Source organism: Flavobacterium sp. CYK-55 (assembly GCF_018413465.1).
Lineage (GTDB): Bacteria > Bacteroidota > Bacteroidia > Flavobacteriales > Flavobacteriaceae > Flavobacterium.
Window position 1 is genome coordinate 321,046 of record NZ_JAHCDK010000002.1, and the last position, 22,386, is coordinate 343,431.

Consider the following 22,386-nt stretch of genomic DNA (forward strand, 5'->3'; position numbering starts at 1 on the left):
GAATATTACCTAATTATTTTTGAAAGAAATTTCAAGCGGAATTCTTTGTCTAATGCTTCTACCCAAGGTGATCTCATCAGCATACTCAAGCTCATCTCCAACTGAAATTCCTCGGGCAATAGTTGTTGTAATTACATCAGTATCTTTGATTTGTTTGTAGATGAAAAAATTGGTTGTATCACCTTCCATAGTTGAGCTCAAAGCAAAAACAAGCTCTTTAACCGACCCTGATTTTACTTTGTCAACCAATGAAGAAATTTTGAGTTGGCTAGGGCCTACACCATCAATAGGTGAAATTTTTCCGCCCAAAACATGATAGATTCCACCAAACTGACGCGTATTTTCAATAGCCATAACATCACGCACATCTTCAACCACACAAATCAGTGCATGATCACGGCTTGAATTAGCGCAAATATCACAAAGTTCTGTATCTGAAATATTGTGACAGCTCTGACAAAACCTAATATCCTCACGTAAAGCTGTAAGTGCTTGGGTTAAAAAAGCCGTTTGCTCTTGAGGTTGACGCAACAAATGCAGGACCAAACGCAAGGCAGTTCGCTTGCCGATTCCAGGCAATTGTGCCATTTCGTCGACGGCTTTTTCTAGTAATTTTGATGAAAATTCCATAGTCGCGAAGGTACATATTTTGACTTTGTAATGGTTGCAATTTTTGAAGATAATTTGTGTAATTTGGCCGCAACTAAAAAAACTTCGCATGACGCCAACGTCCATTCTCACCTTGATTATTTGTTATTTCGGGATGTTATTTTTCATCTCGTATTATACCAGCCGAAAAAACTCCGGAAACGACGCTTTTTTTAAAGCCAACAAAAATTCAAAATGGTATTTGGTAGCCTTCGGGATGATTGGAACCGCGCTGTCAGGCGTTACTTTTATCTCGGTGCCCGGCGAGGTCGGAAACCCCGACAATCAGTTCAAGTATTTTCAGTTTGTGCTGGGCAATGCCATTGGTTTTCTGATTATTGCCAAGTTGCTTTTGCCGCTCTATTACCGTATGAATTTAACCTCAATTTACGGTTATATCGAGAAGCGTTTAGGAACAGTCAGCTACAAAACCGCAGCTTTTATTTTCTTGCTCAGCCGAACCATTGGCTCTGCTTTTAGATTGTACTTGGTGGTGATTGTTTTGCAGCGTTATGTATTTGATTTTTACGGAATTCCGTTTGCCGCAACGGTGCTCATTTCACTCGGGTTGATTTTTGCCTACACCTATCGCGGCGGGCTCAAAACCATTATCATCACCGATACTTTGCAAACATTTTTCTTGGTATCCTCGGTGTTTTTGACCATTTATTTTGTGTGCGACAGTTTGCATTTGTCTTTTTTTCAAGCCTTTGAACAAGTCAAAAACAGCGGTTACTCAAAAATCTTTTTTTATGAAGATTACCTCAAAGGAACCTACTTTTTAAAACAAATCCTCGGCGGAATTTTTGTAACCATTGCCATGGTTGGGCTCGATCAAGATTTGATGCAAAAAAACCTCAGTTGTGCCACCATTGGCGAGGCGCAAAAAAACATGTTCACTTTTACCGGGATTTTTGTGGTGATCAATTTGTTCTTTTTGAGCGTAGGTGCTTTGTTGTATATGTATGCCGCGCAAAACCACATTGAGGTTCCTACAGATTTGATGACCGGAAAACCGCGAACTGATTTGCTCTTTCCGGAGATTGCATTTCACCATTTGAGTTTGATACCGTCGGTAGTGTTTTTGCTGGGCTTGACGGCCGCCACTTTTGCCACAACCGATAGCGCGCTCACAGCATTGACCACTTCATTCTGCGTTGATTTTCTCGGGATGGATAAAACCGAAAACGCGCACAAACACTCCGTTAAAACGCGTCATATGGTGCACATTGGGTTTTCAATATTGATGTTTTTGGTGATTGTGATTTTTAACGCGATCAACGATGCCTCGGTGGTGAGTATGATTTTTAAAATTGCCTCTTATACCTACGGACCGCTTTTGGGCTTGTATGCCTTTGGTTTGTTTGTCAAAACCAAAACGGTTCACGATAAATTTGTGCCTTTGATTTGTGTGATATCGCCGGCCATTTGCTTTTTGATCAGCAAGAATTCGGCATTGCTTTTTGGCGATTATGTTTTTGACAACGAACTCATCATCGTCAACGGACTGCTCACATTTATCGGATTGTATGCCATCAGCAAACCGGCCGAATCGCAAACGCAGTTTTAAGCCACACGACTGCCCTAGCCCGGATGGCAGCGGCATCCTTTTGAACCTGCGAGGTTTTGAAAACCTTGTAGGTTTAAAAGATAAAGCGAACAGCCGGACCGAGCTCCTAAAAAGGTATTTTAATACTGATTTGTAGCCAACAAAACCAACGTACAAGCTTCTTCTACGCCAATGCTATTGCTTTTGAGCAACTGGTAAAACTCAGGGTTTTCGGTACCCGGATTAAAAATCACGCGCTTGGGTTGTGACTCAATGATGTAATTGTAGTATTCGCGTTGGTTGCGCGGATTGAGATACAGCGTGACGGTGTCAATGTTTTTAACGGGAACCATTTTGGTCTGGATTTTCACACCAGCCACCTCACCTGATAGCTGCCCAATGGCCACCACAGGATGGTTGTGATTGATGAGTGAATGAATGGCACGATTGGCGTAACGGTCTTCTTTGGTGGTAGCACCCAGCACTAATGTTTTTTTCTTTTCCATGGCGCGAAGTTACGAAGATGAAGGCTTTTGACGCGCTAAAATTAACTTTAGATTAATTTATAGTTTAACTTTGCGGGCATCGATGGCGGTAACTTTACCCAAAAAATATGGAAATTTTTGTTTACCTTTTTTTCGCATTGTTCTCGGTATTAAACCCAATCGGAACGGTTCCGATTTTTGTGGGGCTCACACAAGATGACACGCAAAAAGAACGTTCGCGCATTTCGCTCTGGACTTCGATTGATGTTTTTATTATTTTGTTGATTTCGTTTTTTGTTGGGAAATATGTACTTGATTTCTTCGGAATCACCATTACTGCACTGCGTATTACCGGAGGAATCATCATTGCGAGTTCTGGTTTTTCGTTGCTCAACGGCCGATTCAACAAAAACAAAGGAATCAACAAAAAAGTAGAAGAAGAAATTCAGGTGCGCAACGATATTGCTTTAACACCACTCGCCATGCCCATGTTGGCCGGTCCGGGCTCAATGTCTTTGCTGATTACTTATTATCAGGAACACCATTCTACTGAAGAAATTATAGCGTCATGTTTGGCGATAATGGCGACTTCGTTGGTGATTTTTATTATTCTCAGAAGTGCGCATTATCTTTCTAAAATGTTGGGCACTTCAGGAATTGTAGCGATTTCGCGAATTGTCGGTTTCTTGACTATTGCCATTGGTGTTCAATACATCATCAGCGCGATTTTGAGTATTATTCGCGGGATATAAAACAAAAAATCCGATGAAATCTACATCTCATCGGAATTTATTATTTCACTTTTGTTGATTACTGCTTTGGCAGAAAAACCTCGGCCATCATGCAACGCGCGCTTCCGCCGCCGCAAGCTTCAATGGTGTCTAAACTTGAACTCAAGATGGTGGCGTGTTTTTCGAGCTGGGTAATTTGTGCCGGTGTTAAACTTTTGTGTGCCGATTGGCTCATGACCAAATAACGACGGTTGTCGCTGCCGCGCACTTCAAGCATATTTCCTGCAAAATTATTGACTTGATCTTCGGTAATGAGGATGATTTCTTTGCCGTCTTCGCGCAGGTTGTCGAGCACCATTTTGCGCTCTTGCTTGTCGTCAATGCAATCCGCACAAATTACAGCAAAGGTTTCGCCCAAACACATCATCACGTTAGTGTGATAAATGAGTTTGCGCACACCGTCAACGGTTTGATAGGCTTCAAAAATAATAGGATTATATTCAAAATCTTCACAGAATTCGATGAATAATTCTTCATCGGCACGCGGTGAAAGCGCACAATAAGCCTTGCCGTTTTGTCGGTCTAAAAGCAAACTTCCGGTGCCTTCGAGAAAAATATCATCGTCTTCAGCCGAAGTGTAATCCATGATTTCATTGATAGCAAAACCGCGCTCTTCAAGCAAATCAAGAATGTCTTCACGGCGCTCATGACGGCGGTTTTCGGCAAACATCGGATAAAGCACTACATCGCCGTTTTCGTGAAACGATATCCAGTTGTTCGGAAAAATCGAATCAGGCGTATCGGGATGCAAGGTGTCTTCAACCACCACCACATCAACACCCACCATGCGCAGTTTGTTGACAAAAGCGTCAAATTCTTCGCGGGCACGGGCATTGACCGTCTCAGGTGTAAGTCCGTCGAGTACTTTTTGGTAGTAATTATTTACGGCCGTTTGCTCGTTCATTCTAAAAGCTACCGGTCGAATCATCAAAATGGCGTTGGCAGTCTGTTTCATTTTGTAAACTTCAATATTCGTTATTCGTTAATCAAATTTCTGAGTTATTCTTTCATTTTTTTTTGAACGCGAGGTTGATTTTGACGCTAAGCCCGCGTTAGGGATTGTAGCAAAAAGCCCGCAGCGCAGCGAGGACTTGAAGCGAAAGCCCGGCCGAAGGCAACGCCCAAAACAACCTATTAGTCGCGAATGAGCGGCAAGGTTGAACAGCGCAAAAGGCCTTCTTGCTTGGCGATTTCGGCATACGGAATTTCTTCGACGGTAAAGCCTTGGCTGCGCAACCAGTTGTTGAGACGCGTGAAATTCTTTTCTGAAACTACCACATCAGGCGCAATGGAGAATACGTTGGAGTTCATATCGTACATTTCATCGCGGGTGATGTGAAATAAATTTTCTGGACCGAACAAATCAACGAGTTGTTGGTATTCGCGCTCATCGCGGAATCCGCCTTTGTAAATGATGGCTTTGTTGGTTCCGACGGGCTGAAAACAGCAATCAAGATGCAAGGCGTTGTCGCGCGCATCGCTCCAAGATTTGACCAAATCAAAGGTGAGCACTTTTTTGTGCGGAAAATGTTCTTTGATCAAATCAATACCGGCTTGGTTGGTGCGAGCGGTTTTTACATCTTTATAATCGGCGCCGCGATAGGTTCCGATAAAAATATATTCGTTCCAAAGCAAGACGTCGCCGCCTTCAATGTGGATGTTTTCTTTGTCGTGAATGCGGATGACTTTGGCCGGATCAACTTGATCGATGATGTATTGAATGGCCGGGAATTCTTTGTCGCGCTCGGGCAAAATGCCGGCTTCGATGATCTTATCATCAATAACAAAAGCGATGTCGCGCGAGAAGATTTGGTTTTCGTTCGGGACGAGTTCGGGGCGGTAAACTTGTACGCCGTATTTTTGGAACACTTGGTTAAACGCTTCCATTTCTTGAATCATATCGGCTTCTTGCGGGTAAGTTCCGGCCAATAGGTGTTCTAATGATTTAGGATCGTAGGCATCTTGGGCTTTGGGTGTCGGTCCGTTGCTCACGGCAGTTCCGAGCACCACGGCCCTCAGTCGGGAAGTTTCGTTGGTTACGTGTAAGGATAACATAAAGTGTTTTTGTATAAAAGCAAATATAAAGAAAGTGGCGTGATGGCAAAATTTCGAAGCAAGTTTCGTTGATAAATATTTTTGGGATGAAAAAAGCCACTCGTTGGAGTGGCTTTCTCTGTAACTGAAATTTGATTATCGCTGATTCATCGGTTTGAAATCACGCAACGGATGTCCGGTGTAAATTTGACGCGGACGGCCAATAGGTTCTTTGTTGATACGCATTTCTTTCCATTGAGCAATCCAGCCCGGAAGACGGCCAATGGCAAACATCACCGTAAACATATCGGTTGGAATTCCTAAAGCTCTGTAGATGATTCCCGAATAGAAATCTACGTTTGGATACAATTTTCTTGAAACGAAATAATCGTCAACCAAGGCAGCTTCTTCGAGTTTTTTGGCAATGTCCAAGATCGGATCATTCACTCCTAAAGTTTGTAATACTTCATCCGCCGCTTTTTTGATGATGCGCGCACGTGGATCAAAGTTTTTGTATACGCGATGTCCGAAGCCCATCAATCTAAACGGATCGTCTTTATCTTTGGCTTTGGCCATGTACTTATCGCAATCACCACCGTTTTTGTGAATTTCTTCGAGCATTTCTAAAACCGCTTGATTGGCTCCGCCGTGTAATGGCCCCCACAAAGCAGAAACACCTGCAGAAATTGAGGCAAACAATCCGGCATGTGATGAACCCACAATTCTAACGGTTGAAGTCGAGCAGTTTTGTTCGTGATCAGCATGCAAGATGAACAATTTATCTAAAGCGTCAATCACGACCGGATTAGCGCTGTACGGCCCTGTGGGTAAAGCAAACATCAAATGCATGAAATTCTCAACGTAACCTTTGGTGTTATCGTAATAGTTGAGTGGATAACCCATCATTTTGCGGTACGTCCAGGTAGCAATCACCAAGAATTTACCCATGGTTTTGCAAACGGCCTCATACATTTCTTTTTCATTGTCAACATTGACTACTTTCGGGTTAAAAGCCGTAAGCGCACTGGTTAATGAAGAAAGAACACCCATAGGATGCGCAGTTTTCGGGAAACCGTCGATGATGTTTTTCATCTCTTCATTGACCAAAGTATACTTGCGAATATCGTTTTCAAATTGTGTCAATTGCTGTTTTGTTGGCAATTCACCGAAGATGATTAGGAAAGCTACTTCTAGGAAATCAGCTTTGTCAGCCAGATCTTCAATGGCGTATCCGCGGTAACGCAAAATACCTTCTTCACCGTCGAGGAAAGTAATTTCGCTGGTACAAGAACCTGAATTTTTGTAACCCGGATCCATAGTAATGGCTCCAGATAAGTCGCGCAATTTGTTGATGTCGATACCGACTTCGTTTTCGCTTCCGACAATAACCGGAAACTCATACTTTTTGCCGTCTAACTCGAGTGTAGCAATTTTTGACATAATATTTAAGGAAATTTTTATTGGAATAATAATTTAACAAAACTAGGGAATTCAAAATGAAATAGAAAAAGAATTTGACAACGATTTCGTTAATAATATTATAAAAATTGCAAGATTAGTATATACTGATTGGTAAAACAAAAAACCCGCCATGAAGACGGGTTATATTTATGAATTGATTAATTATTTAAAAGCGCGCTCACCCGGGAAATAAGCCGTATCGCCCAATTCTTCTTCGATGCGCAAAAGTTGATTGTATTTGGCCATACGATCAGAACGCGAGGCTGATCCGGTTTTGATTTGGCCACAGTTTAATGCTACCGCTAAATCAGCAATGGTGTTGTCTTCGGTTTCGCCCGAGCGGTGCGACATCACCGAAGTATAACCTGCATTGTGTGCCATATTGACCGCGGCTATGGTTTCAGATAAAGTTCCGATTTGGTTTACTTTGACGAGTATTGAATTAGCAATGCCTTTCTCAATTCCGGTGGACAAACGTTGCACGTTGGTTACAAATAAATCGTCGCCCACGAGTTGCACTTTGTCGCCGATGAGTTCGGTCAAATATTTCCAACCGTCCCAATCGTCTTCATACATACCGTCTTCAATAGATATGATGGGATAGTTTTTGCTGAGTTCAGCCAGATATTCGGCTTGTTCTTTAGACGATCGTACTTTTCCGGTTGGACCTTCAAATTTGCTGTAATCGTATGTTCCGTCTTTGTAGAATTCTGAAGCAGCACAATCTAAGGCAATCATGACTTCATCGCCAAAACGATAACCTGCATTTTCAACTGCTTTCTTGATGGTGTCTAAAGCGTCTTCGGTTCCGCCTGCTAAATTCGGAGCAAAACCACCTTCATCGCCCACCGCTGTTGATAAACCGCGATCGTGCAATACTTTTTTAAGGTTGTGGAAAATTTCGGTACCCATTTGCATCGCATGTGTGAAGTTTTTGGCTTTGACCGGCATGATCATGAATTCTTGAAAGGCAATCGGAGCATCTGAATGCGAACCTCCGTTGATGATGTTCATCATCGGCACCGGAAGCGTATGCGCAGAAACTCCGCCCACATAGCGATACAATGGCATGCCTAATTCATTCGCAGCGGCTTTAGCCACAGCCAATGAAACGCCTAAAATAGCGTTGGCGCCAAGGTTTGATTTATTGGGTGTTCCATCAAGCTCAATCATACGCTGATCAATCAAGTTTTGTTCAAACACAGAAGTTCCAAGTAATTCTTCGGCTATTTTGATGTTGACATTTTCAACCGCTTTCATCACGCCTTTACCCATGTAGGCTTTACCGCCATCACGCAATTCAACAGCTTCGTGTTCTCCGGTTGAAGCTCCTGACGGAACCGCAGCACGACCCAAAACGCCGTTCTCGGTAACTACATCAACTTCAATGGTTGGATTTCCTCTGGAATCTAAAATCTGCCTTGCATGAATTTTTACGATAATGCTCATAATTTTCTATTTTAAATTTTAAATAATCAATTTTGGTGTTGTTGTTTTACAAATATATCGCATCTGATATTTTATCAAGCCTATTTTTCTGAATCTTATCAACGATAACGATTTAGTGCACTACAGTTTTGAGTAAGCCTACAAAATCGTCGAACAAATAGCTCGAATCATGTGGGCCGGGACTGGCTTCAGGATGGTATTGCACTGAAAAAACAGGTTTTGATTTCATGCGCATTCCCGCCACCGTTTGATCATTGAGATGATAATGCGTGATTTCTAAATCAGGATGTGCTTCTAGTTGCTCTCTGTTGACGGCAAATCCGTGGTTTTGCGAAGTAATTTCGCCTTTGCCCGTGAGCAAATTCATGACCGGATGATTGATTCCGCGGTGACCGTTGAACATTTTATAGGTAGAAACGCCATTGGCCAAAGCTAAAATCTGATGCCCAAGGCAGATGCCAAAAACAGGTTGGTTAGAAGCCATCATTTGCTGCGCAGTAGCAATCACCTCAGTGAGTGGTTCGGGATCACCGGGCCCATTGGATAAGAAATAACCATCAGGCTCAAAAGCTTGCAATTCTGAAAACGGCGTGTTGTACGGAAAGACTTTTATATAACAATCACGCTGAGCCAAATGACGCAAAATGTTGGTTTTAATACCCAAATCAAGCGCAGAAATTTTGTGTGTGGCTGATGGATTTCCGAAAAAATAAGGCTCACGAACCGAAACTTTTGAAGCCAATTCCAAGCCTTTCATATTCGGAACTTGGGCTAATTGTTTTTTGAGTTCTTCAATCGGAGTTCCATCAGTGCAAATAACCGCATTCATGGCACCGTTGTCGCGGATGTAACTGACCAGTGCGCGCGTATCAACATCTGAAATTACAACCAGGTTTTGTTTTTCAAAGTAATCATACAAAGAGCCTTCTGAATCCGGGCGGGAATGATTAAAACTAAAATTGCGGCAAACCAGGCCGGAGATTTTGACCGAATCAGATTCGATTTCTTCTGCATTGACGCCGTAGTTTCCGATGTGGACATTGGCCGCCACCATGATTTGTCCGAAATACGACGGATCGGTAAAAATTTCTTGATAGCCGGTCATTCCGGTGTTGAAGCAAACTTCGCCAAAAGTGGTTCCGGAAACACCAATGGATTTACCGTAAAAAACAGTGCCATCGGCCAAAAGTAAAATAGCTTGAGGTCGGGTTGTGTATGTCATGAGTTGTGTGTTGTTGCGCAAATTTAATGGTATCGCTTTAGGTTACAAAGTCAAGAGATTGCTTTTTTATGAGCGTTTATGAACATGTTTTGAAAAAGAGATTTTATGGATAGCCCCGATTGACGTGGAAATCCTTTTAAAATGGGCTTCCGGTGTGAAGCAGCGGGAAGCGATTTTAAAAGATTGCAACGCAAAGCGGGACAGGTGTTGGTGGTGAAACATGATGTTTCGCTTCTGATTTTTAGAATGGTTTGAAAAGACATAAAAAAAGGGACAAAACTAATGTCTTGTCCCTTGATATTTAGAATTCTGAATTCATTACTCAGCGTTCTCTTCGTTGGTTTCTTCAGCAGCAGCTTCTGGAGCTTCAGGAGCTTGCTCTGTAGTTTCAACAATTGGCTCTTCAGCTTTAGGCTCTTCAACTTTTGGAGCTTCTGCTTTGGTTTCAGCTGCTTTAGCTTTACCTCCACGACGGCTTTTAGTTTTCTTAACCTCTTTTTTGCCTCCGTTGTACAATTCGTTGAAGTCAACTAATTCGATCATCGCCATATCAGCGTTATCTCCTAGACGATTCCCCAACTTGATGATACGAGTGTAACCACCCGGACGATCTCCTACTTTAGCTGCTACATCGCGGAACAAATCTGTTACCGCATATTTGCTTTTCAAGTAAGAGAACACGATACGACGATTGTGCGTAGTATCTTCTTTTGATTTTGTAATCAAAGGCTCAACATATTGTTTTAAGGCCTTAGCTTTAGCAACAGTCGTATTGATGCGCTTGTGCTCGATCAATGAACAAGCCATATTAGCCAACATAGCTTTTCTGTGTCCAGACTGTCTGCTTAAGTGATTTATTTTCTTTCCGTGTCTCATTTCTGTAAAATTTAAACCTCAGTGGGCTTAGATTAATCTTTGTCTAATTTGTATTTTGATAAGTCCATTCCGAAAGTTAAATTCTTCACAGCAACTAATTCATCCAGTTCTGTCAAAGATTTTTTACCGAAGTTGCGGAACTTCATCAAGTCATTTTTGTTGAACGATACCAAGTCACCTAAAGTCTCTACTTCAGCTGCTTTCAAACAGTTCAAGGCACGCACTGACAAGTCCATATCAACCAATTTGGTTTTGAGCAATTGTCTCATGTGCAATGATTCTTCATCATATGATTCTGTTTGTGCGATTTCATCAGCCTCAAGGGTAATGCGCTCATCAGAGAACAACATGAAGTGGTGAATCAATACTTTGGCAGCTTCTGTCAAGGCGTCTTTCGGATTGATCGAACCGTCGGTCTTGATTTCGAAAATCAGTTTTTCGTAATCCGTTTTTTGCTCCACACGGAAGTTTTCGATCGCGTACTTCACATTGATTACCGGAGTATAGATTGAATCGGTAAAGATAGTACCAATAGCAGCATTTTGCTTTTTGTTCTCTTCTGCAGATACATAACCGCGCCCTTTTTCAATCGTCAATTCGATGTTGAGCTTGATTTTGCTATCCATGTTGCAGATCACCAATTCAGGATTCAATACTTGGAAACCAGAAATGAATTTTTGGAAATCGCCCGCTGTTAGTTGGTCTTTTCCTGTAACCGAAATAGTCACAGATTCGTTATCGACATCTTCGATTTGACGTTTGAAACGAACTTGTTTCAAATTCAAGATGATTTCGGTAACATCTTCAACAACTCCAGAAATTGTAGAGAACTCATGGTCAACGCCTTCAATACGAACAGAAGTAATTGCATAGCCTTCTAAAGCAGAAAGCATAACTCTTCTGAGTGCGTTGCCCACAGTCAATCCGTAACCAGGTTCTAAAGGTCTGAATTCAAATTTACCTTCAAAATCGGTAGAATCGATCATGATCACTTTATCGGGCTTCTGAAAATTAAATAATGCCATAGTTACGTCTTAGTTATTATTTGTTGTACAATTCGACGATGAGTTGTTCCTTGATATTTTCAGGAATCTGCAATCTAGCAGGAACAGAAACGAATGTTCCTTCTTTGGTGTCATTGTTCCAAGTAATCCACTCATATACATGTGCAGAATTTGACAATGAACGCTCAATTGATTCCAATGATTTTGATTTTTCACGAACGGCAACTTTATCGCCAGGTTTCAATTGGTATGAAGGGATGTTGACCACTTCACCATTTACCGTAATGTGACGGTGAGAAACGATTTGACGGGCAGCTCTTCTTGAAGAAGCAATACCCATTCTGAATACTACGTTGTCTAAACGGCTTTCGCAAAGTTGAATCAAAACTTCACCAGTTACTCCACGAGCAGCTGATGCTTTTTCGAACAATCCACGGAATTGTTTTTCAAGGATTCCGTAGGTATATTTTGCTTTTTGCTTCTCCATCAATTGGACAGCGTACTCAGATTTTTTACCTCTCTTTTTAGCCAAACCGTGTTGTCCTGGAGGGTAATTTCTTTTTTCGAAGGCTTTGTCATCTCCGAAAATAGCTTCGCCAAACTTACGGGCGATTTTTGTTTTTGGACCAGTATATCTTGCCATTTTAAATTGTTTAAGGCAGCGATTATGAATTCAGGTCTTATCCTTCGATAATCGAGAACCTGCCTAGGTTATACTATAAATTTTGAGTATTAAACTCTACGTCTTTTAGGAGGACGACATCCGTTGTGCGGCATAGGTGTAACGTCAATGATTTCAGTTACTTCAATACCACCGTTGTGAATTGAACGAATCGCAGACTCACGTCCGTTACCCGGTCCTTTCACATACACTTTTACTTTCTTAAGTCCAGCCTCAAGAGCTACTTTGCTGCAATCTTCAGCAGCCATTTGCGCAGCATAAGGAGTGTTCTTTTTAGAACCTCTGAATCCCATTTTACCGGCAGAAGACCAAGAAATCACTTCACCTTTTTTGTTGGTGAGTGAAATAATGATGTTGTTGAAAGTGGCACTAATATGAGCTTCACCCGTTGACTCAACGATAACTTTACGCTTTTTTGTAGTTGCTTTAGCCATATTATTACTTATTATTTAGTTGCTTTTTTCTTGTTAGCAACAGTTTTTCTCTTACCTTTTCTCGTTCTAGAGTTGTTTTTGGTTCTTTGACCTCTAAGCGGAAGACCAGATCTGTGACGGATTCCTCTGTAACATCCGATGTCCATGAGACGTTTGATGTTTAATGAAGTTTCTGAGCGCAATTCACCTTCAATTTTGAATTGTGAAACTGCATCACGGATAGCACCGATTTGCTCATCATTCCATTCTTGAACTTTGATGTCTTCGCTAACGTTAGCTTGAGCCAAAATTTCGCTAGCACGGCTTTTTCCAATTCCGAAGATATAGGTCAAAGCGATAACTCCTCTTTTGTTTTTTGGGATGTCTACCCCTGCTATTCTTGCCATAATTATCCTTGTCTTTGTTTGAATCTAGGATTCTTTTTGTTGATTACGTATAATCTTCCTTTTCTACGAACGATGATGCACTCGGCACTACGTTTCTTTACTGATGCTCTTACTTTCATCTTTTTTAATATTTTAGTATCTGTAAGTAATTCTTGCTTTTGACAAATCGTAAGGGCTCATTTCAAGTTTAACTTTGTCGCCTGGAAGCAACTTGATATAATGCATACGCATTTTACCTGAAATGTGCGCAATTACAACGTGTCCATTTTCTAATTCTACGCGAAACATTGCATTGGACAATGCTTCAATGATTGATCCGTCTTGTTCTATTGCTGATTGCTTTGCCATATTAAGCTACTGCTTTTCTGTTTTTACCGCTCTTCATCAAACCATCATAATGCTTGTTCAACAAATATGAATTGATCTGTTGGATGGTATCAATCGCAACACCAACCATAATAATCAAAGACGTGCCTCCGAAGAACATAGCCCATGATTGTTGTACACCCAAACCAACTATAATAGCTGGGAACACAGCAATTAAAGCAAGGAATAATGAACCAGGGAATGTAATTAAGGACATAATGTGATCTAGATAATCAGAGGTTTCAACTCCGGGACGAATTCCGGGAATAAATCCACCGCTTCTTTTTAAATCATCGGCCATTTTATTGGTAGGAACTGTAATTGCAGTGTAAAAGAATGTAAAGATTACAATCAATGAAGCAAAAACAAAATTATACCAAAAACCAAACATATCACTAAACGCAGCCGCAACTGATTGAGATGTCTCAGTTTGAGACAAACCAGCAAGAGCTGCAGGAATGAACATAATGGCTTGAGCAAAGATGATTGGCATAACACCGGCAGCATTCAATTTCAATGGAATCCATTGTCTGTTTCCGCCCATCATATCTTGTTCAAAATCACCTGTAGTTGTACGACGTGCGTATTGAACCGGAATTCTTCGAACAGCCATAACCAACAATACACAGGCAATAATGACCAACAACCAAATAATAACTTCAAGCACCAACAACATTGGTCCACCGTTATTATTAGTAATAGTTGAAGTAAACTCTTGGATAAATGCTTGTGGAAGGCGAGCCAAAATACCCACCATAATCAAAAGCGAAATACCATTTCCGATTCCTTTATCTGTAATTTTCTCACCCAACCACATCGCGAAAATAGTTCCGGTGGTCAAGATCAATACCGATGAGAACAAGAAACTGAATGAGTCAAAACCTAACAAGAATGCACTTGAAGGAATGGTTCTGTACAAATTGTAAATGTAACCAGGGCCTTGAACCAATGTAATTACAATGGTCAACCAACGGGTAATTTGGTTGAGTTTTTTTCTACCGCTCTCTCCGTCCTTTTGAAGTTTTTGCAAATATGGAATCGCAATTCCCATAAGCTGAACTACAATCGAAGCAGAAATATACGGCATGATACCCAAGGCAAATACTGAAGCTTTTGAGAAAGCTCCCCCGGTAAACATGTCCAAAATTGAACCAATACCATTTTTGGTTTGACCTGCCAGACTGTGCAATTGTGATGCATCAATACCCGGAAGGGTAACGTGCGCACCAAAACGGTACACCAACAAAAGTCCTAAAGTGAAAAGGATTCTGTTTTTCAGCTCCTCGATTTTCCAAACATTGGCTAATGATTCAAAAAACTTCTTCATCGTAAGAAAATTATAGGGTTACAGCTTCTCCACCAGCAGCTTCAATAGCAGCTTTTGCAGTGGCAGTAAACTTGTGAGCAGATACTTTTAATTTAGCTTTCAATTCACCTCTACCCAAAATTTTTACAACTTCGTTTTTGGTAGCTAAGCGATTGGTCACAAATACAGACATATCTACTGTATCGGTAACCATTCCGTTGTCAACTAAAGCTTGTAATGTATCTAGATTAACACCTTGATATTCTACACGATTGATGTTTTTGAATCCAAACTTAGGAACACGTCTTTGAAGCGGCATTTGACCACCTTCAAAACCAATCTTTTTAGAATAACCCGAACGAGACTTAGCTCCTTTGTGACCTCTTGCAGCAGTGCCCCCTTTTCCAGAACCTTCTCCGCGTCCTACTCTTTTATTCTGATTGTGCGTTGAACCTTCAGCTGGTTGTAAGTTACTTAAATTCATAACTATGATTTTTATTTAACTTCCTCAACGGAAACTAAGTGTTTAACTTTATTTATCATTCCAAGGATGGCAGGATTTGAATCGTGTTCAACTACCTGACCCATTTTGCGCAATCCTAATGCTTCCAAACCTCTTTTTTGAGTCAATGGGCAGTTGATTTTGCTTCTGATTTGTTTTACTAATAATTTAGCCATAATTTCTCCTTGTGAATTAACCTTTAAATACTTTCTCTAAAGAAACACCTCTTTGTTTGGCAACCGTATGAGCGCTTCTCATTTGCATCAAAGCATCAAACGTAGCTTTTACCACGTTGTGTGGATTAGATGATCCTTGTGATTTTGACAATACATCGTGAATACCCACTGACTCAAGTACGGCACGAACTGCACCACCGGCAATTACTCCGGTACCGTGAGAAGCTGGCATCAAAAATACACGTGCTCCGCCAAATTTACCTTTTTGTTCGTGTGGAACTGATTGACCAGCAAGTGGAATACGCACCAAGTTTTTCTTAGCATCTTCAACTGCTTTAGCAATCGCCTCAGAAACGTCTTTAGATTTACCTAAACCGTGACCTACTACACCGTGCTCATCGCCTACTACAACAATAGCAGAAAAGCCAAATGCTCTACCACCTTTAGTTACTTTAGTAACACGATTTACCGCTACCAAACGATCTTTTAATTCAAGACCGATGGGTTTTACTATTTCTATGTTTTTATACTTATTAGACATGATAATATTAGAATTTAAGCCCGGCTTCTCTTGCGCCTTCAGCTAGTGATTTAATACGGCCGTGGTATAAATAACCTCCTCTATCGAAAGTAACTGTATCAACCCCAGCTTTCAACGCTTTCTCTGCGATGAGTTTTCCAACTGCACCTGCAACTTCAACGTTAGTTCCTTTATTTACTCCTTTTTCTCTTGAAGAGGCAGCTGCCAAAGTAACTCCATTCACATCGTCGATAAGTTGTGCATAGATCTCTTTATTGCTTCTGAACACAGAAAGTCTTGGTTTAGCAGCAGTACCGCTAACTATCTTTCTAATTCTGAATCTAATTCTCTGTCTTCTATCAGATTTTGTTAATGACATAATGTTATCTTTTTTAAGCTGATTTACCTGCTTTTCTTCTTAATACTTCGTCTACAAACTTAACTCCTTTTCCTTTGTATGGCTCCGGTTTACGGAAGCTTCTGATTTTAGCAGAAACTTGACCCAACAATTGTCTATCGTGAGAAGTTAGTTTTACAATTGGGTTTTTACCTTTTTCAGAAATGGTTTCCAATTTTACTTCTGGAGCGATTTCTAAAACAATGTTGTGTGAAAAACCTAAAGCCAAATCCAATTTCTGTCCTTGGTTTGAAGCTCTATAACCTACTCCAACCAATTCAAGTTCTTTGGTGAAACCAACAGATACACCGGTAATCATGTTGTTGATTAGCGCACGGTACAAACCGTGTTTTGCTCTTTGATCTTTGTGGTCAGAAGAACGCTCAACGAGAACGCTACCTTCTTCAACTTTTACAGTTACATCTGAGTAATCTTGTGATAGTTGACCTAATTTCCCTTTTACGGTTACGTTTGAATCAGTAACCTCTACAGTAACACCTGCAGGGATTGTGATGGGGTTTTTACCTATTCTTGACATCTTTCTTCGTCTTTAAATATTAGTATACGTAGCAAATTAACTCACCACCCACGTTCAATTGTTTCGCTTGCTTTCCGGTCATCAAACCTTTAGAAGTTGAAACGATTGCTATACCTAATCCATTAAGGATTCTAGGCAATTTGGCAGCGCCAGCATACTTACGTAAACCCGGTTTACTAATTCTTTGAATATCTTTGATTACAGGCTCTTTAGTATCTTTATCATACTTCAAAGCAATTTTGATAGAACCCTGAACGGTATTCTGTTCAAACTTGTAACTTAAGATGTAACCTTGATCAAACAAGATTTTTGTGATTTCTTTTTTCAGATTAGAAGCAGGAATCTCAACAACTTTGTGGTTTGCTGCCACAGCGTTTCTGATTCTTGTCAAATAATCCGCAATTGGATCTGTATACATGTTTATTGATTTGCGGTAGTGGTTTTCAATAGAAACTATTTCTTCGAACCTGCTACCAATTATACTCTGTTATTTACTTTACCTTTATCAAAAGGCAATGCCAACTGTTACCAGCTGGCTTTTTTTACTCCTGGAATTAACCCTTGATTGGCCATTTCACGGAACGTTACACGCGAGATACCAAACTGACGCATATAACCTCTTGGTCTACCGGTAAGTTTGCAACGATTGTGCATACGAACTGGCGAAGCGTTTTTAGGTAACTTTTGTAAGCCTTCATAATCTCCGGCTTCAATTAAAGCTTTTCTTTTCTCAGCGTATTTAGCAACCGTTTTAGCTCTTTTTACCTCACGGGCTTTCATTGATTCTTTAGCCATATCTTAATTCTTTTTAAAAGGTAATCCTAGTTCAGCTAATAATGATTTTGCTTCTTTGTCTGTTTGAGCATTGGTTACAAAAGTAATATCCATACCTGAGATTTTGTTCACTTTATCAATGTCAATTTCAGGGAAGATAATTTGCTCCAATACACCCAAGTTGTAGTTACCTCTTCCGTCAAAACCAGTAGCTTTGATTCCGCCGAAGTCACGTACACGTGGCAAAGCTGAAGTAATCAAACGATCAAGGAATTCATACATTCTATCGCCGCGCAAAGTAACTTTGGCACCAATTGGCATTCCTTTTCTCAATTTGAAAGAAGCAACGTCTTTTTTAGAAATCGTAGCTACCGCTTTTTGACCTGTGATTTTTGTCAACTCGTCAACAGCATAATCAATCAATTTCTTGTCAGAAACCGCTGCACCAACTCCTTTGCTTACAACAATTTTCTCTAATCTAGGAACCTGCATTACATTTTTGTATGCGAATTCTTCTTTAAGAGCAGCGACTACGCGACTCTTATATTCTTCTCTAAGTCTTGGTGTATAAGCCATAACTATAATACTTGATTAGATTTTTTAGAAACTCTTACTTTTTTGTCTCCTTCTACTTTGATTCCAACACGGGTTGCTTTTTTAGATTTTGGATCAATCAAAGCAATGTTTGAAATATGGATAGGAGCTTCTTTCTTAACGATTCCGCCTTGTGGGTTTTTAGCACTTGGCTTAGTGTGTTTAGACACCATGTTTACCCCTTCAACAATCGCTTTGTTTTTCTCACGGTCTACTTTAAGAACTTTGCCTTCAGCACCTTTATGGTCACCGGCAATTACTTTTACAGTATCGCCCGATTTGATTTTTAGCTTTGTCATATTCTTCAATATTAAAGCACTTCAGGTGCTAGTGATACAATTTTCATGAATTGTTTCTCGCGCAATTCTCTCGCAACCGGACCAAAAACACGTGTACCTCTCATTTCACCTGCAGCGTTCAAAAGAACACATGCATTGTCATCGAAACGGATGTAAGAACCATCGGCTCTTCTCACTTCTTTTTTGGTACGTACAACTACTGCAGTTGAAACCGCTCCTTTTTTAACGTTTCCGTTTGGAGTAGCGTCTTTAATAGATACTACAATCTTGTCACCAACAGAGGCATAACGACGTTTCGTTCCTCCTAAAACACGGATGGTAAGAACTTCTTTTGCTCCCGTGTTGTCTGCTACTTTTAGTCTTGATTCCTGTTGTACCATAATTATTTCGCTCTTTCAATGATTTCAACTAATCTCCAACATTTTGATTTACTGAGTGGACGCGTTTCGCTGATTCTCACAGTATCGCCAATGTTGCAGTCATTTGTTTCGTCGTGTGCTACGTATTTTTTCGTTTTCAATACGAATTTACCGTATAACGGGTGCTTTACTTTAGTTACTTGTGCAACAACAATAGACTTGTCCATTTTGTTTGAAGTAACCACACCGATTCTCTCTTTTCTTAAATTTCTTTTTTCCATTTTCAGCTACTTTAATTATTGTAACTCTCTTTTGGTAAGCTCAGTTGCTAATCTGGCAACAGTTCTGCGAACTGATCTGATTTGCATAGGATTCTCAATAGGAGAAATCGCATGAGCCATTTTGAGATCGTTATAGGTTTTTTTTGTCTGAGTCAATTTTTCCTGTAACTCTGCTACGGAAAGATCTTTAATTTCTTTTTGTTTCATAATGCTTAATATTATGCTTCGAAATCTCTGGCTACAACGAATTTAGTTTTTACAGGTAGTTTTTGAGCGGCCAAACGCAATGCTTCTTTTGCAACTGCTAATGGCACCCCACCTACTTCAAACATCATTCTTCCTGGTTTAACAACAGCTGCCCAATATTCAACGGCACCTTTACCTTTACCCATACGAACCTCTAGAGGCTTTTTGGTAATAGGCTTATCTGGGAAGATTTTAATCCATAACTGACCTTCACGTTTCATGTAACGAGTTGCAGCAATACGAGCAGCTTCAATTTGACGTGAGGTTAGGAACATACCTGTTTCGTGTACTGATTTAATTCCGAACATACCGTTAGAAAGTTCATGACCACGATTGGCATTTCCTTTCATTCTACCTTTTTGTACCTTGCGGTATTTTGTTCTTTTAGGCTGTAACATTTTTCTTTAATTTAAAAATTACTTTCTCTTACGAGCTTCACCTTTTCCGCCTTTAACAGATTTGCGTTCTCCTCTAGGAGCATCGCCTTTTCCGCCAGCAGCTTGTTTTTTGTCCATTCCTACAAGCGGAGAAAGATCTCTCTTGCCGTAAACTTCACCTTTCATGATCCATACTTTGATACCCATACGACCATAAGTAGTATGCGCTTCAGCCAAAGCATAATCGATGTCAGCTCTGAAAGTTGATAGAGGAATACGTCCTTCTTTGAAATTCTCTGAACGAGCCATCTCAGCACCGTTTAAACGACCAGAAATCATAACTTTGATTCCTTCTGCATTCATACGCATTGAAGCAGCAATGGCCATTTTAATTGCTCTTCTGTATGAAATACGGCTTTCGATTTGACGAGCGATGCTTGACGCAACTAGAAAAGCATCTAATTCAGGTCTTTTGATTTCAAAGATGTTGATTTGAACCTCTTTGTCTGTAATCTTTTTCAATTCTTCTTTGAGCTTGTCTACCTCTTGACCGCCTTTACCAATGATGATACCTGGACGAGCCGTAGTGATAGTAACGGTTACAAGTTTCAAAGTTCTTTCAATGATTACTTTTGATACACTAGCTTTTGATAAACGAGCGTGGATGTACTTTCTGATTTTGTAATCCTCAGCGATTTTGTCGCCGTAGTCATTACCGCCAAACCAGTTAGAATCCCAACCTCTGATGATACCAAGTCTGTTTCCGATTGGATTTGTCTTTTGTCCCATACTGTTTATTAATTGCTTTGTGTGTTATCTAATTGTCCTAATACGATCGTTACGTGGTTAGAACGTTTTCTAATTCTGTGTGCTCTTCCTTGTGGAGCCGGACGAAGTCTTTTCAACATCATACCACCATCAACACGGATTTCTTTCACGATTAAGCCTGCTTCAGCTACGTTTCCGCCTTCATTCTTCTGCTCCCAGTTATTGATCGCAGACAACAAAAGTTTTTCTAATTTGCGTGAAGCTTCTTTAGTGCTGAATCTTAAAATATTCAACGCTCTTTCTACCTTCTGACCTCTTACCAAGTCTGCTACTAAGCGCATTTTTCTAGGTGAAGTAGGGCAGTTATTCAATTTTGCAAAAGCAATCGATTTGTTCGATTCTTTTCTTGCATTTGCTGTTTCTCTTTTACGAACTCCCATGACTTCTTATTTTTTACCTTTATTTTTTGCTCCAGCATGACCTCTAAAAGATCTAGTTGGTGAAAACTCTCCTAATTTGTGCCCAACCATGTTTTCAGTCACATACACAGGAACGAATTGACGTCCGTTGTGTACAGCGATGGTTTGCCCAACAAAGTCTGGAGTAATCATAGAAGCTCTTGACCAGGTTTTCACCACGCCTTTGTTTCCATTTTCAACATTATCCAGAACTTTTTTCTCTAATTTATAGTGAACGTAAGGTCCTTTCTTTAATGAACGTGCCATATCTTATTATTTCTTTCTGCGTTCTACAATATACTTATTGCTCGGATTAGCCAAGGCACGTGTTCTGTAACCTTTAGCCGGAAGACCTTTTCTTGAACGTGGGTGACCTCCAGATGAACGTCCTTCACCACCACCCATTGGGTGATCAACAGGGTTCATTGCTACCGGTCTTGTTCTTGGTCTTCTGCCCAACCATCTTGATCTACCTGCTTTACCTGAAACGATTAATTGGTGATCAGAGTTAGACACTGCTCCAATCGTAGCCGAACAAGTTAACAAGATCAATCTTGTCTCACCTGAAGGCATTTTGATGGTAGCATATTTTCCGTCTCTCGCCATCAATTGCGCAAATGTTCCAGCCGAACGAGCAATAACAGCTCCTTGACCAGGACGCAATTCGATGCATGAAATAACAGTTCCCAAAGGAATTTTGCTTAATGGCATGCTGTTGCCGATTTCTGGTTGTGCACCTTCACCAGACACTACTGTCTGACCCACTTGCAAACCATTTTGGGCAATTACATACGTTTTCTCTCCATCAGCATAAGCCAACAAAGCGATGAACGCCGTTCTGTTTGGATCGTATTCAATTGATTTAACTGTAGCAGGGATTCCAGCTTTAGTTCTTTTAAAATCAATAACACGATAACGTTTTTTGTGACCACCGCCTGTGTAACGCATGGTCATCTTTCCTTGACTATTTCTACCTCCAGAGCTTTTTATCGGCGCTAACAATGAGCGTTCCGGCTTATCAGTCGTGATAGCGTCAAAACTATTCACAACTCTAAAACGCTGGCCCGGGGTAATAGGTTTTAGTTTTCTAACTGACATAATGCTGCCTCTTATTAGATGTTGTTATAAAAATCAATTGTTTCTCCTTCTTGTACTTGAACAATCGCTTTTTTGAAAGCGTTCGTCTTTCCGCTGATCAGTCCGCTCTTAGTGTATTTAACTGAACGATCTGGTCTTACATTCATAGTATTAACAGAAACCACAGAAACCCCATAAGCAGCTTCAACCGCTTTCTTAATCTCTACTTTGTTGGCTTTCTTGTTTACCACAAAACCAAATTGATTCAGCACCTCACCTTGTTTGGTTACTTTCTCAGTTACGATAGGTTTAATTATGATGCTCATC

The 22,386-nt window shown here is 40.5% G+C and carries 35 protein-coding genes; 2 read left to right on the forward strand and 33 right to left on the reverse strand.

Annotation, left to right across the window (positions count from 1 at the left end; all coding sequences use genetic code 11):
- Nucleotides 1-9 precede the first annotated feature (9 nt).
- Nucleotides 10-630 (reverse strand): recombination mediator RecR, encoded by a 621-nt coding sequence (gene recR, locus KIH23_RS04035; RefSeq protein WP_213211383.1) that lies wholly within the window; start codon nucleotides 628-630, stop codon nucleotides 10-12.
- Nucleotides 631-718: 88 nt separating this feature from the next.
- Between recR and KIH23_RS04040 the strand changes: the two genes are divergently transcribed.
- Entirely contained in the window at nucleotides 719-2,218 is a 1,500-nt protein-coding gene (locus tag KIH23_RS04040) for a sodium:solute symporter (protein WP_213211384.1), read from the forward strand.
- Nucleotides 2,219-2,337: 119 nt separating this feature from the next.
- Here the strand turns inward: KIH23_RS04040 and KIH23_RS04045 are convergent, their stop codons facing one another.
- Nucleotides 2,338-2,703: a CoA-binding protein gene (locus KIH23_RS04045; RefSeq protein WP_213211385.1), complete on the reverse strand. Its 366-nt coding sequence runs from the start codon at nucleotides 2,701-2,703 to the stop codon at nucleotides 2,338-2,340.
- 107 nt (nucleotides 2,704-2,810) lie between these two features.
- On the opposite strand from KIH23_RS04045, the gene KIH23_RS04050 reads away from it, so the two are divergent.
- Entirely contained in the window at nucleotides 2,811-3,434 is a 624-nt protein-coding gene (locus KIH23_RS04050; RefSeq protein WP_213211386.1) for a MarC family NAAT transporter, read from the forward strand.
- A 58-nt stretch (nucleotides 3,435-3,492) separates the two neighbouring features.
- Here the strand turns inward: KIH23_RS04050 and ctlX are convergent, their stop codons facing one another.
- The 31 genes from ctlX to rplW all read right to left on the reverse strand — a co-directional run bounded on the left by ctlX (nucleotide 3,493) and on the right by rplW (nucleotide 22,385).
- Nucleotides 3,493-4,428, reverse strand: coding sequence for a citrulline utilization hydrolase CtlX (gene ctlX / locus KIH23_RS04055; RefSeq protein ID WP_213211387.1), 936 nt, complete (start codon nucleotides 4,426-4,428; stop codon nucleotides 3,493-3,495).
- 179 nt (nucleotides 4,429-4,607) lie between these two features.
- A complete protein-coding gene (locus KIH23_RS04060; protein WP_213211388.1) occupies nucleotides 4,608-5,528 on the reverse strand; it encodes a dimethylarginine dimethylaminohydrolase family protein in 921 nt (306 codons plus the stop codon).
- A 135-nt stretch (nucleotides 5,529-5,663) separates the two neighbouring features.
- Nucleotides 5,664-6,947 (reverse strand): citrate synthase, encoded by a 1,284-nt coding sequence (locus tag KIH23_RS04065; protein WP_213211389.1) that lies wholly within the window; start codon nucleotides 6,945-6,947, stop codon nucleotides 5,664-5,666.
- Nucleotides 6,948-7,130: 183 nt separating this feature from the next.
- The gene (gene eno, locus KIH23_RS04070) at nucleotides 7,131-8,417 is read right to left on the reverse strand and encodes a phosphopyruvate hydratase (RefSeq protein WP_213211390.1); all 1,287 of its coding nucleotides are present in this window, start codon (nucleotides 8,415-8,417) and stop codon (nucleotides 7,131-7,133) included.
- A 112-nt stretch (nucleotides 8,418-8,529) separates the two neighbouring features.
- Nucleotides 8,530-9,639: a glutamine-hydrolyzing carbamoyl-phosphate synthase small subunit gene (carA, locus tag KIH23_RS04075; RefSeq protein ID WP_213211391.1), complete on the reverse strand. Its 1,110-nt coding sequence runs from the start codon at nucleotides 9,637-9,639 to the stop codon at nucleotides 8,530-8,532.
- A gap of 318 nt (nucleotides 9,640-9,957) precedes the next feature.
- Nucleotides 9,958-10,515 carry a 50S ribosomal protein L17 gene (rplQ, locus tag KIH23_RS04080; RefSeq protein ID WP_213211392.1) on the reverse strand — a complete coding sequence of 186 codons (558 nt, stop codon included), beginning with the start codon at nucleotides 10,513-10,515 and terminating at the stop codon, nucleotides 9,958-9,960.
- A gap of 32 nt (nucleotides 10,516-10,547) precedes the next feature.
- The gene (locus KIH23_RS04085) at nucleotides 10,548-11,540 is read right to left on the reverse strand and encodes a DNA-directed RNA polymerase subunit alpha (protein WP_213211393.1); all 993 of its coding nucleotides are present in this window, start codon (nucleotides 11,538-11,540) and stop codon (nucleotides 10,548-10,550) included.
- A gap of 16 nt (nucleotides 11,541-11,556) precedes the next feature.
- Entirely contained in the window at nucleotides 11,557-12,162 is a 606-nt protein-coding gene (gene rpsD, locus KIH23_RS04090; protein ID WP_213211394.1) for a 30S ribosomal protein S4, read from the reverse strand.
- Nucleotides 12,163-12,251: 89 nt separating this feature from the next.
- The gene (gene rpsK, locus KIH23_RS04095; RefSeq protein WP_026714629.1) at nucleotides 12,252-12,635 is read right to left on the reverse strand and encodes a 30S ribosomal protein S11; all 384 of its coding nucleotides are present in this window, start codon (nucleotides 12,633-12,635) and stop codon (nucleotides 12,252-12,254) included.
- An 11-nt stretch (nucleotides 12,636-12,646) separates the two neighbouring features.
- Nucleotides 12,647-13,021 carry a 30S ribosomal protein S13 gene (gene rpsM, locus KIH23_RS04100; RefSeq protein WP_213211395.1) on the reverse strand — a complete coding sequence of 125 codons (375 nt, stop codon included), beginning with the start codon at nucleotides 13,019-13,021 and terminating at the stop codon, nucleotides 12,647-12,649.
- 2 nt (nucleotides 13,022-13,023) lie between these two features.
- Nucleotides 13,024-13,140, reverse strand: a complete 117-nt coding sequence (gene ykgO / locus KIH23_RS04105) for a type B 50S ribosomal protein L36 (RefSeq protein WP_002987490.1) — start codon at nucleotides 13,138-13,140, stop codon at nucleotides 13,024-13,026.
- Between the two features lie 13 nt (nucleotides 13,141-13,153).
- Nucleotides 13,154-13,369 (reverse strand): translation initiation factor IF-1, encoded by a 216-nt coding sequence (gene infA, locus KIH23_RS04110; protein ID WP_026714631.1) that lies wholly within the window; start codon nucleotides 13,367-13,369, stop codon nucleotides 13,154-13,156.
- A 1-nt stretch (nucleotide 13,370) separates the two neighbouring features.
- A complete protein-coding gene (gene secY / locus KIH23_RS04115) occupies nucleotides 13,371-14,714 on the reverse strand; it encodes a preprotein translocase subunit SecY (protein WP_213211396.1) in 1,344 nt (447 codons plus the stop codon).
- Between the two features lie 10 nt (nucleotides 14,715-14,724).
- Entirely contained in the window at nucleotides 14,725-15,177 is a 453-nt protein-coding gene (gene rplO, locus KIH23_RS04120) for a 50S ribosomal protein L15 (RefSeq protein WP_213211397.1), read from the reverse strand.
- 11 nt (nucleotides 15,178-15,188) lie between these two features.
- Nucleotides 15,189-15,371, reverse strand: a complete 183-nt coding sequence (gene rpmD / locus KIH23_RS04125) for a 50S ribosomal protein L30 (protein ID WP_213211398.1) — start codon at nucleotides 15,369-15,371, stop codon at nucleotides 15,189-15,191.
- A 16-nt stretch (nucleotides 15,372-15,387) separates the two neighbouring features.
- Nucleotides 15,388-15,912 (reverse strand): 30S ribosomal protein S5, encoded by a 525-nt coding sequence (rpsE, locus tag KIH23_RS04130; protein WP_213211399.1) that lies wholly within the window; start codon nucleotides 15,910-15,912, stop codon nucleotides 15,388-15,390.
- Between the two features lie 7 nt (nucleotides 15,913-15,919).
- A complete protein-coding gene (gene rplR / locus KIH23_RS04135) occupies nucleotides 15,920-16,270 on the reverse strand; it encodes a 50S ribosomal protein L18 (protein ID WP_213211400.1) in 351 nt (116 codons plus the stop codon).
- A 13-nt stretch (nucleotides 16,271-16,283) separates the two neighbouring features.
- Entirely contained in the window at nucleotides 16,284-16,826 is a 543-nt protein-coding gene (gene rplF / locus KIH23_RS04140; protein WP_213211401.1) for a 50S ribosomal protein L6, read from the reverse strand.
- A gap of 19 nt (nucleotides 16,827-16,845) precedes the next feature.
- Entirely contained in the window at nucleotides 16,846-17,244 is a 399-nt protein-coding gene (gene rpsH, locus KIH23_RS04145; protein ID WP_213211402.1) for a 30S ribosomal protein S8, read from the reverse strand.
- 107 nt (nucleotides 17,245-17,351) lie between these two features.
- Nucleotides 17,352-17,621 carry a 30S ribosomal protein S14 gene (gene rpsN, locus KIH23_RS04150; protein WP_213211403.1) on the reverse strand — a complete coding sequence of 90 codons (270 nt, stop codon included), beginning with the start codon at nucleotides 17,619-17,621 and terminating at the stop codon, nucleotides 17,352-17,354.
- A 3-nt stretch (nucleotides 17,622-17,624) separates the two neighbouring features.
- Nucleotides 17,625-18,176, reverse strand: a complete 552-nt coding sequence (rplE, locus tag KIH23_RS04155; RefSeq protein WP_213211404.1) for a 50S ribosomal protein L5 — start codon at nucleotides 18,174-18,176, stop codon at nucleotides 17,625-17,627.
- A 2-nt stretch (nucleotides 18,177-18,178) separates the two neighbouring features.
- Nucleotides 18,179-18,493: a 50S ribosomal protein L24 gene (gene rplX, locus KIH23_RS04160; protein ID WP_213211405.1), complete on the reverse strand. Its 315-nt coding sequence runs from the start codon at nucleotides 18,491-18,493 to the stop codon at nucleotides 18,179-18,181.
- A gap of 11 nt (nucleotides 18,494-18,504) precedes the next feature.
- Nucleotides 18,505-18,873: a 50S ribosomal protein L14 gene (gene rplN / locus KIH23_RS04165; RefSeq protein WP_007803649.1), complete on the reverse strand. Its 369-nt coding sequence runs from the start codon at nucleotides 18,871-18,873 to the stop codon at nucleotides 18,505-18,507.
- A gap of 2 nt (nucleotides 18,874-18,875) precedes the next feature.
- Nucleotides 18,876-19,133 carry a 30S ribosomal protein S17 gene (rpsQ, locus tag KIH23_RS04170; protein ID WP_213211406.1) on the reverse strand — a complete coding sequence of 86 codons (258 nt, stop codon included), beginning with the start codon at nucleotides 19,131-19,133 and terminating at the stop codon, nucleotides 18,876-18,878.
- A gap of 15 nt (nucleotides 19,134-19,148) precedes the next feature.
- Nucleotides 19,149-19,340 (reverse strand): 50S ribosomal protein L29, encoded by a 192-nt coding sequence (rpmC, locus tag KIH23_RS04175; RefSeq protein ID WP_213211407.1) that lies wholly within the window; start codon nucleotides 19,338-19,340, stop codon nucleotides 19,149-19,151.
- 11 nt (nucleotides 19,341-19,351) lie between these two features.
- Nucleotides 19,352-19,777: a 50S ribosomal protein L16 gene (gene rplP, locus KIH23_RS04180; RefSeq protein WP_213211408.1), complete on the reverse strand. Its 426-nt coding sequence runs from the start codon at nucleotides 19,775-19,777 to the stop codon at nucleotides 19,352-19,354.
- An 18-nt stretch (nucleotides 19,778-19,795) separates the two neighbouring features.
- Entirely contained in the window at nucleotides 19,796-20,545 is a 750-nt protein-coding gene (gene rpsC / locus KIH23_RS04185) for a 30S ribosomal protein S3 (RefSeq protein ID WP_213211409.1), read from the reverse strand.
- An 8-nt stretch (nucleotides 20,546-20,553) separates the two neighbouring features.
- Nucleotides 20,554-20,964, reverse strand: coding sequence for a 50S ribosomal protein L22 (gene rplV / locus KIH23_RS04190; protein WP_213211410.1), 411 nt, complete (start codon nucleotides 20,962-20,964; stop codon nucleotides 20,554-20,556).
- 6 nt (nucleotides 20,965-20,970) lie between these two features.
- Nucleotides 20,971-21,249 carry a 30S ribosomal protein S19 gene (gene rpsS / locus KIH23_RS04195; RefSeq protein ID WP_213211411.1) on the reverse strand — a complete coding sequence of 93 codons (279 nt, stop codon included), beginning with the start codon at nucleotides 21,247-21,249 and terminating at the stop codon, nucleotides 20,971-20,973.
- Nucleotides 21,250-21,255: 6 nt separating this feature from the next.
- Nucleotides 21,256-22,080: a 50S ribosomal protein L2 gene (gene rplB, locus KIH23_RS04200; protein WP_213211412.1), complete on the reverse strand. Its 825-nt coding sequence runs from the start codon at nucleotides 22,078-22,080 to the stop codon at nucleotides 21,256-21,258.
- A 14-nt stretch (nucleotides 22,081-22,094) separates the two neighbouring features.
- Nucleotides 22,095-22,385 (reverse strand): 50S ribosomal protein L23, encoded by a 291-nt coding sequence (gene rplW / locus KIH23_RS04205; RefSeq protein ID WP_213211413.1) that lies wholly within the window; start codon nucleotides 22,383-22,385, stop codon nucleotides 22,095-22,097.
- Nucleotide 22,386 lies beyond the last annotated feature (1 nt).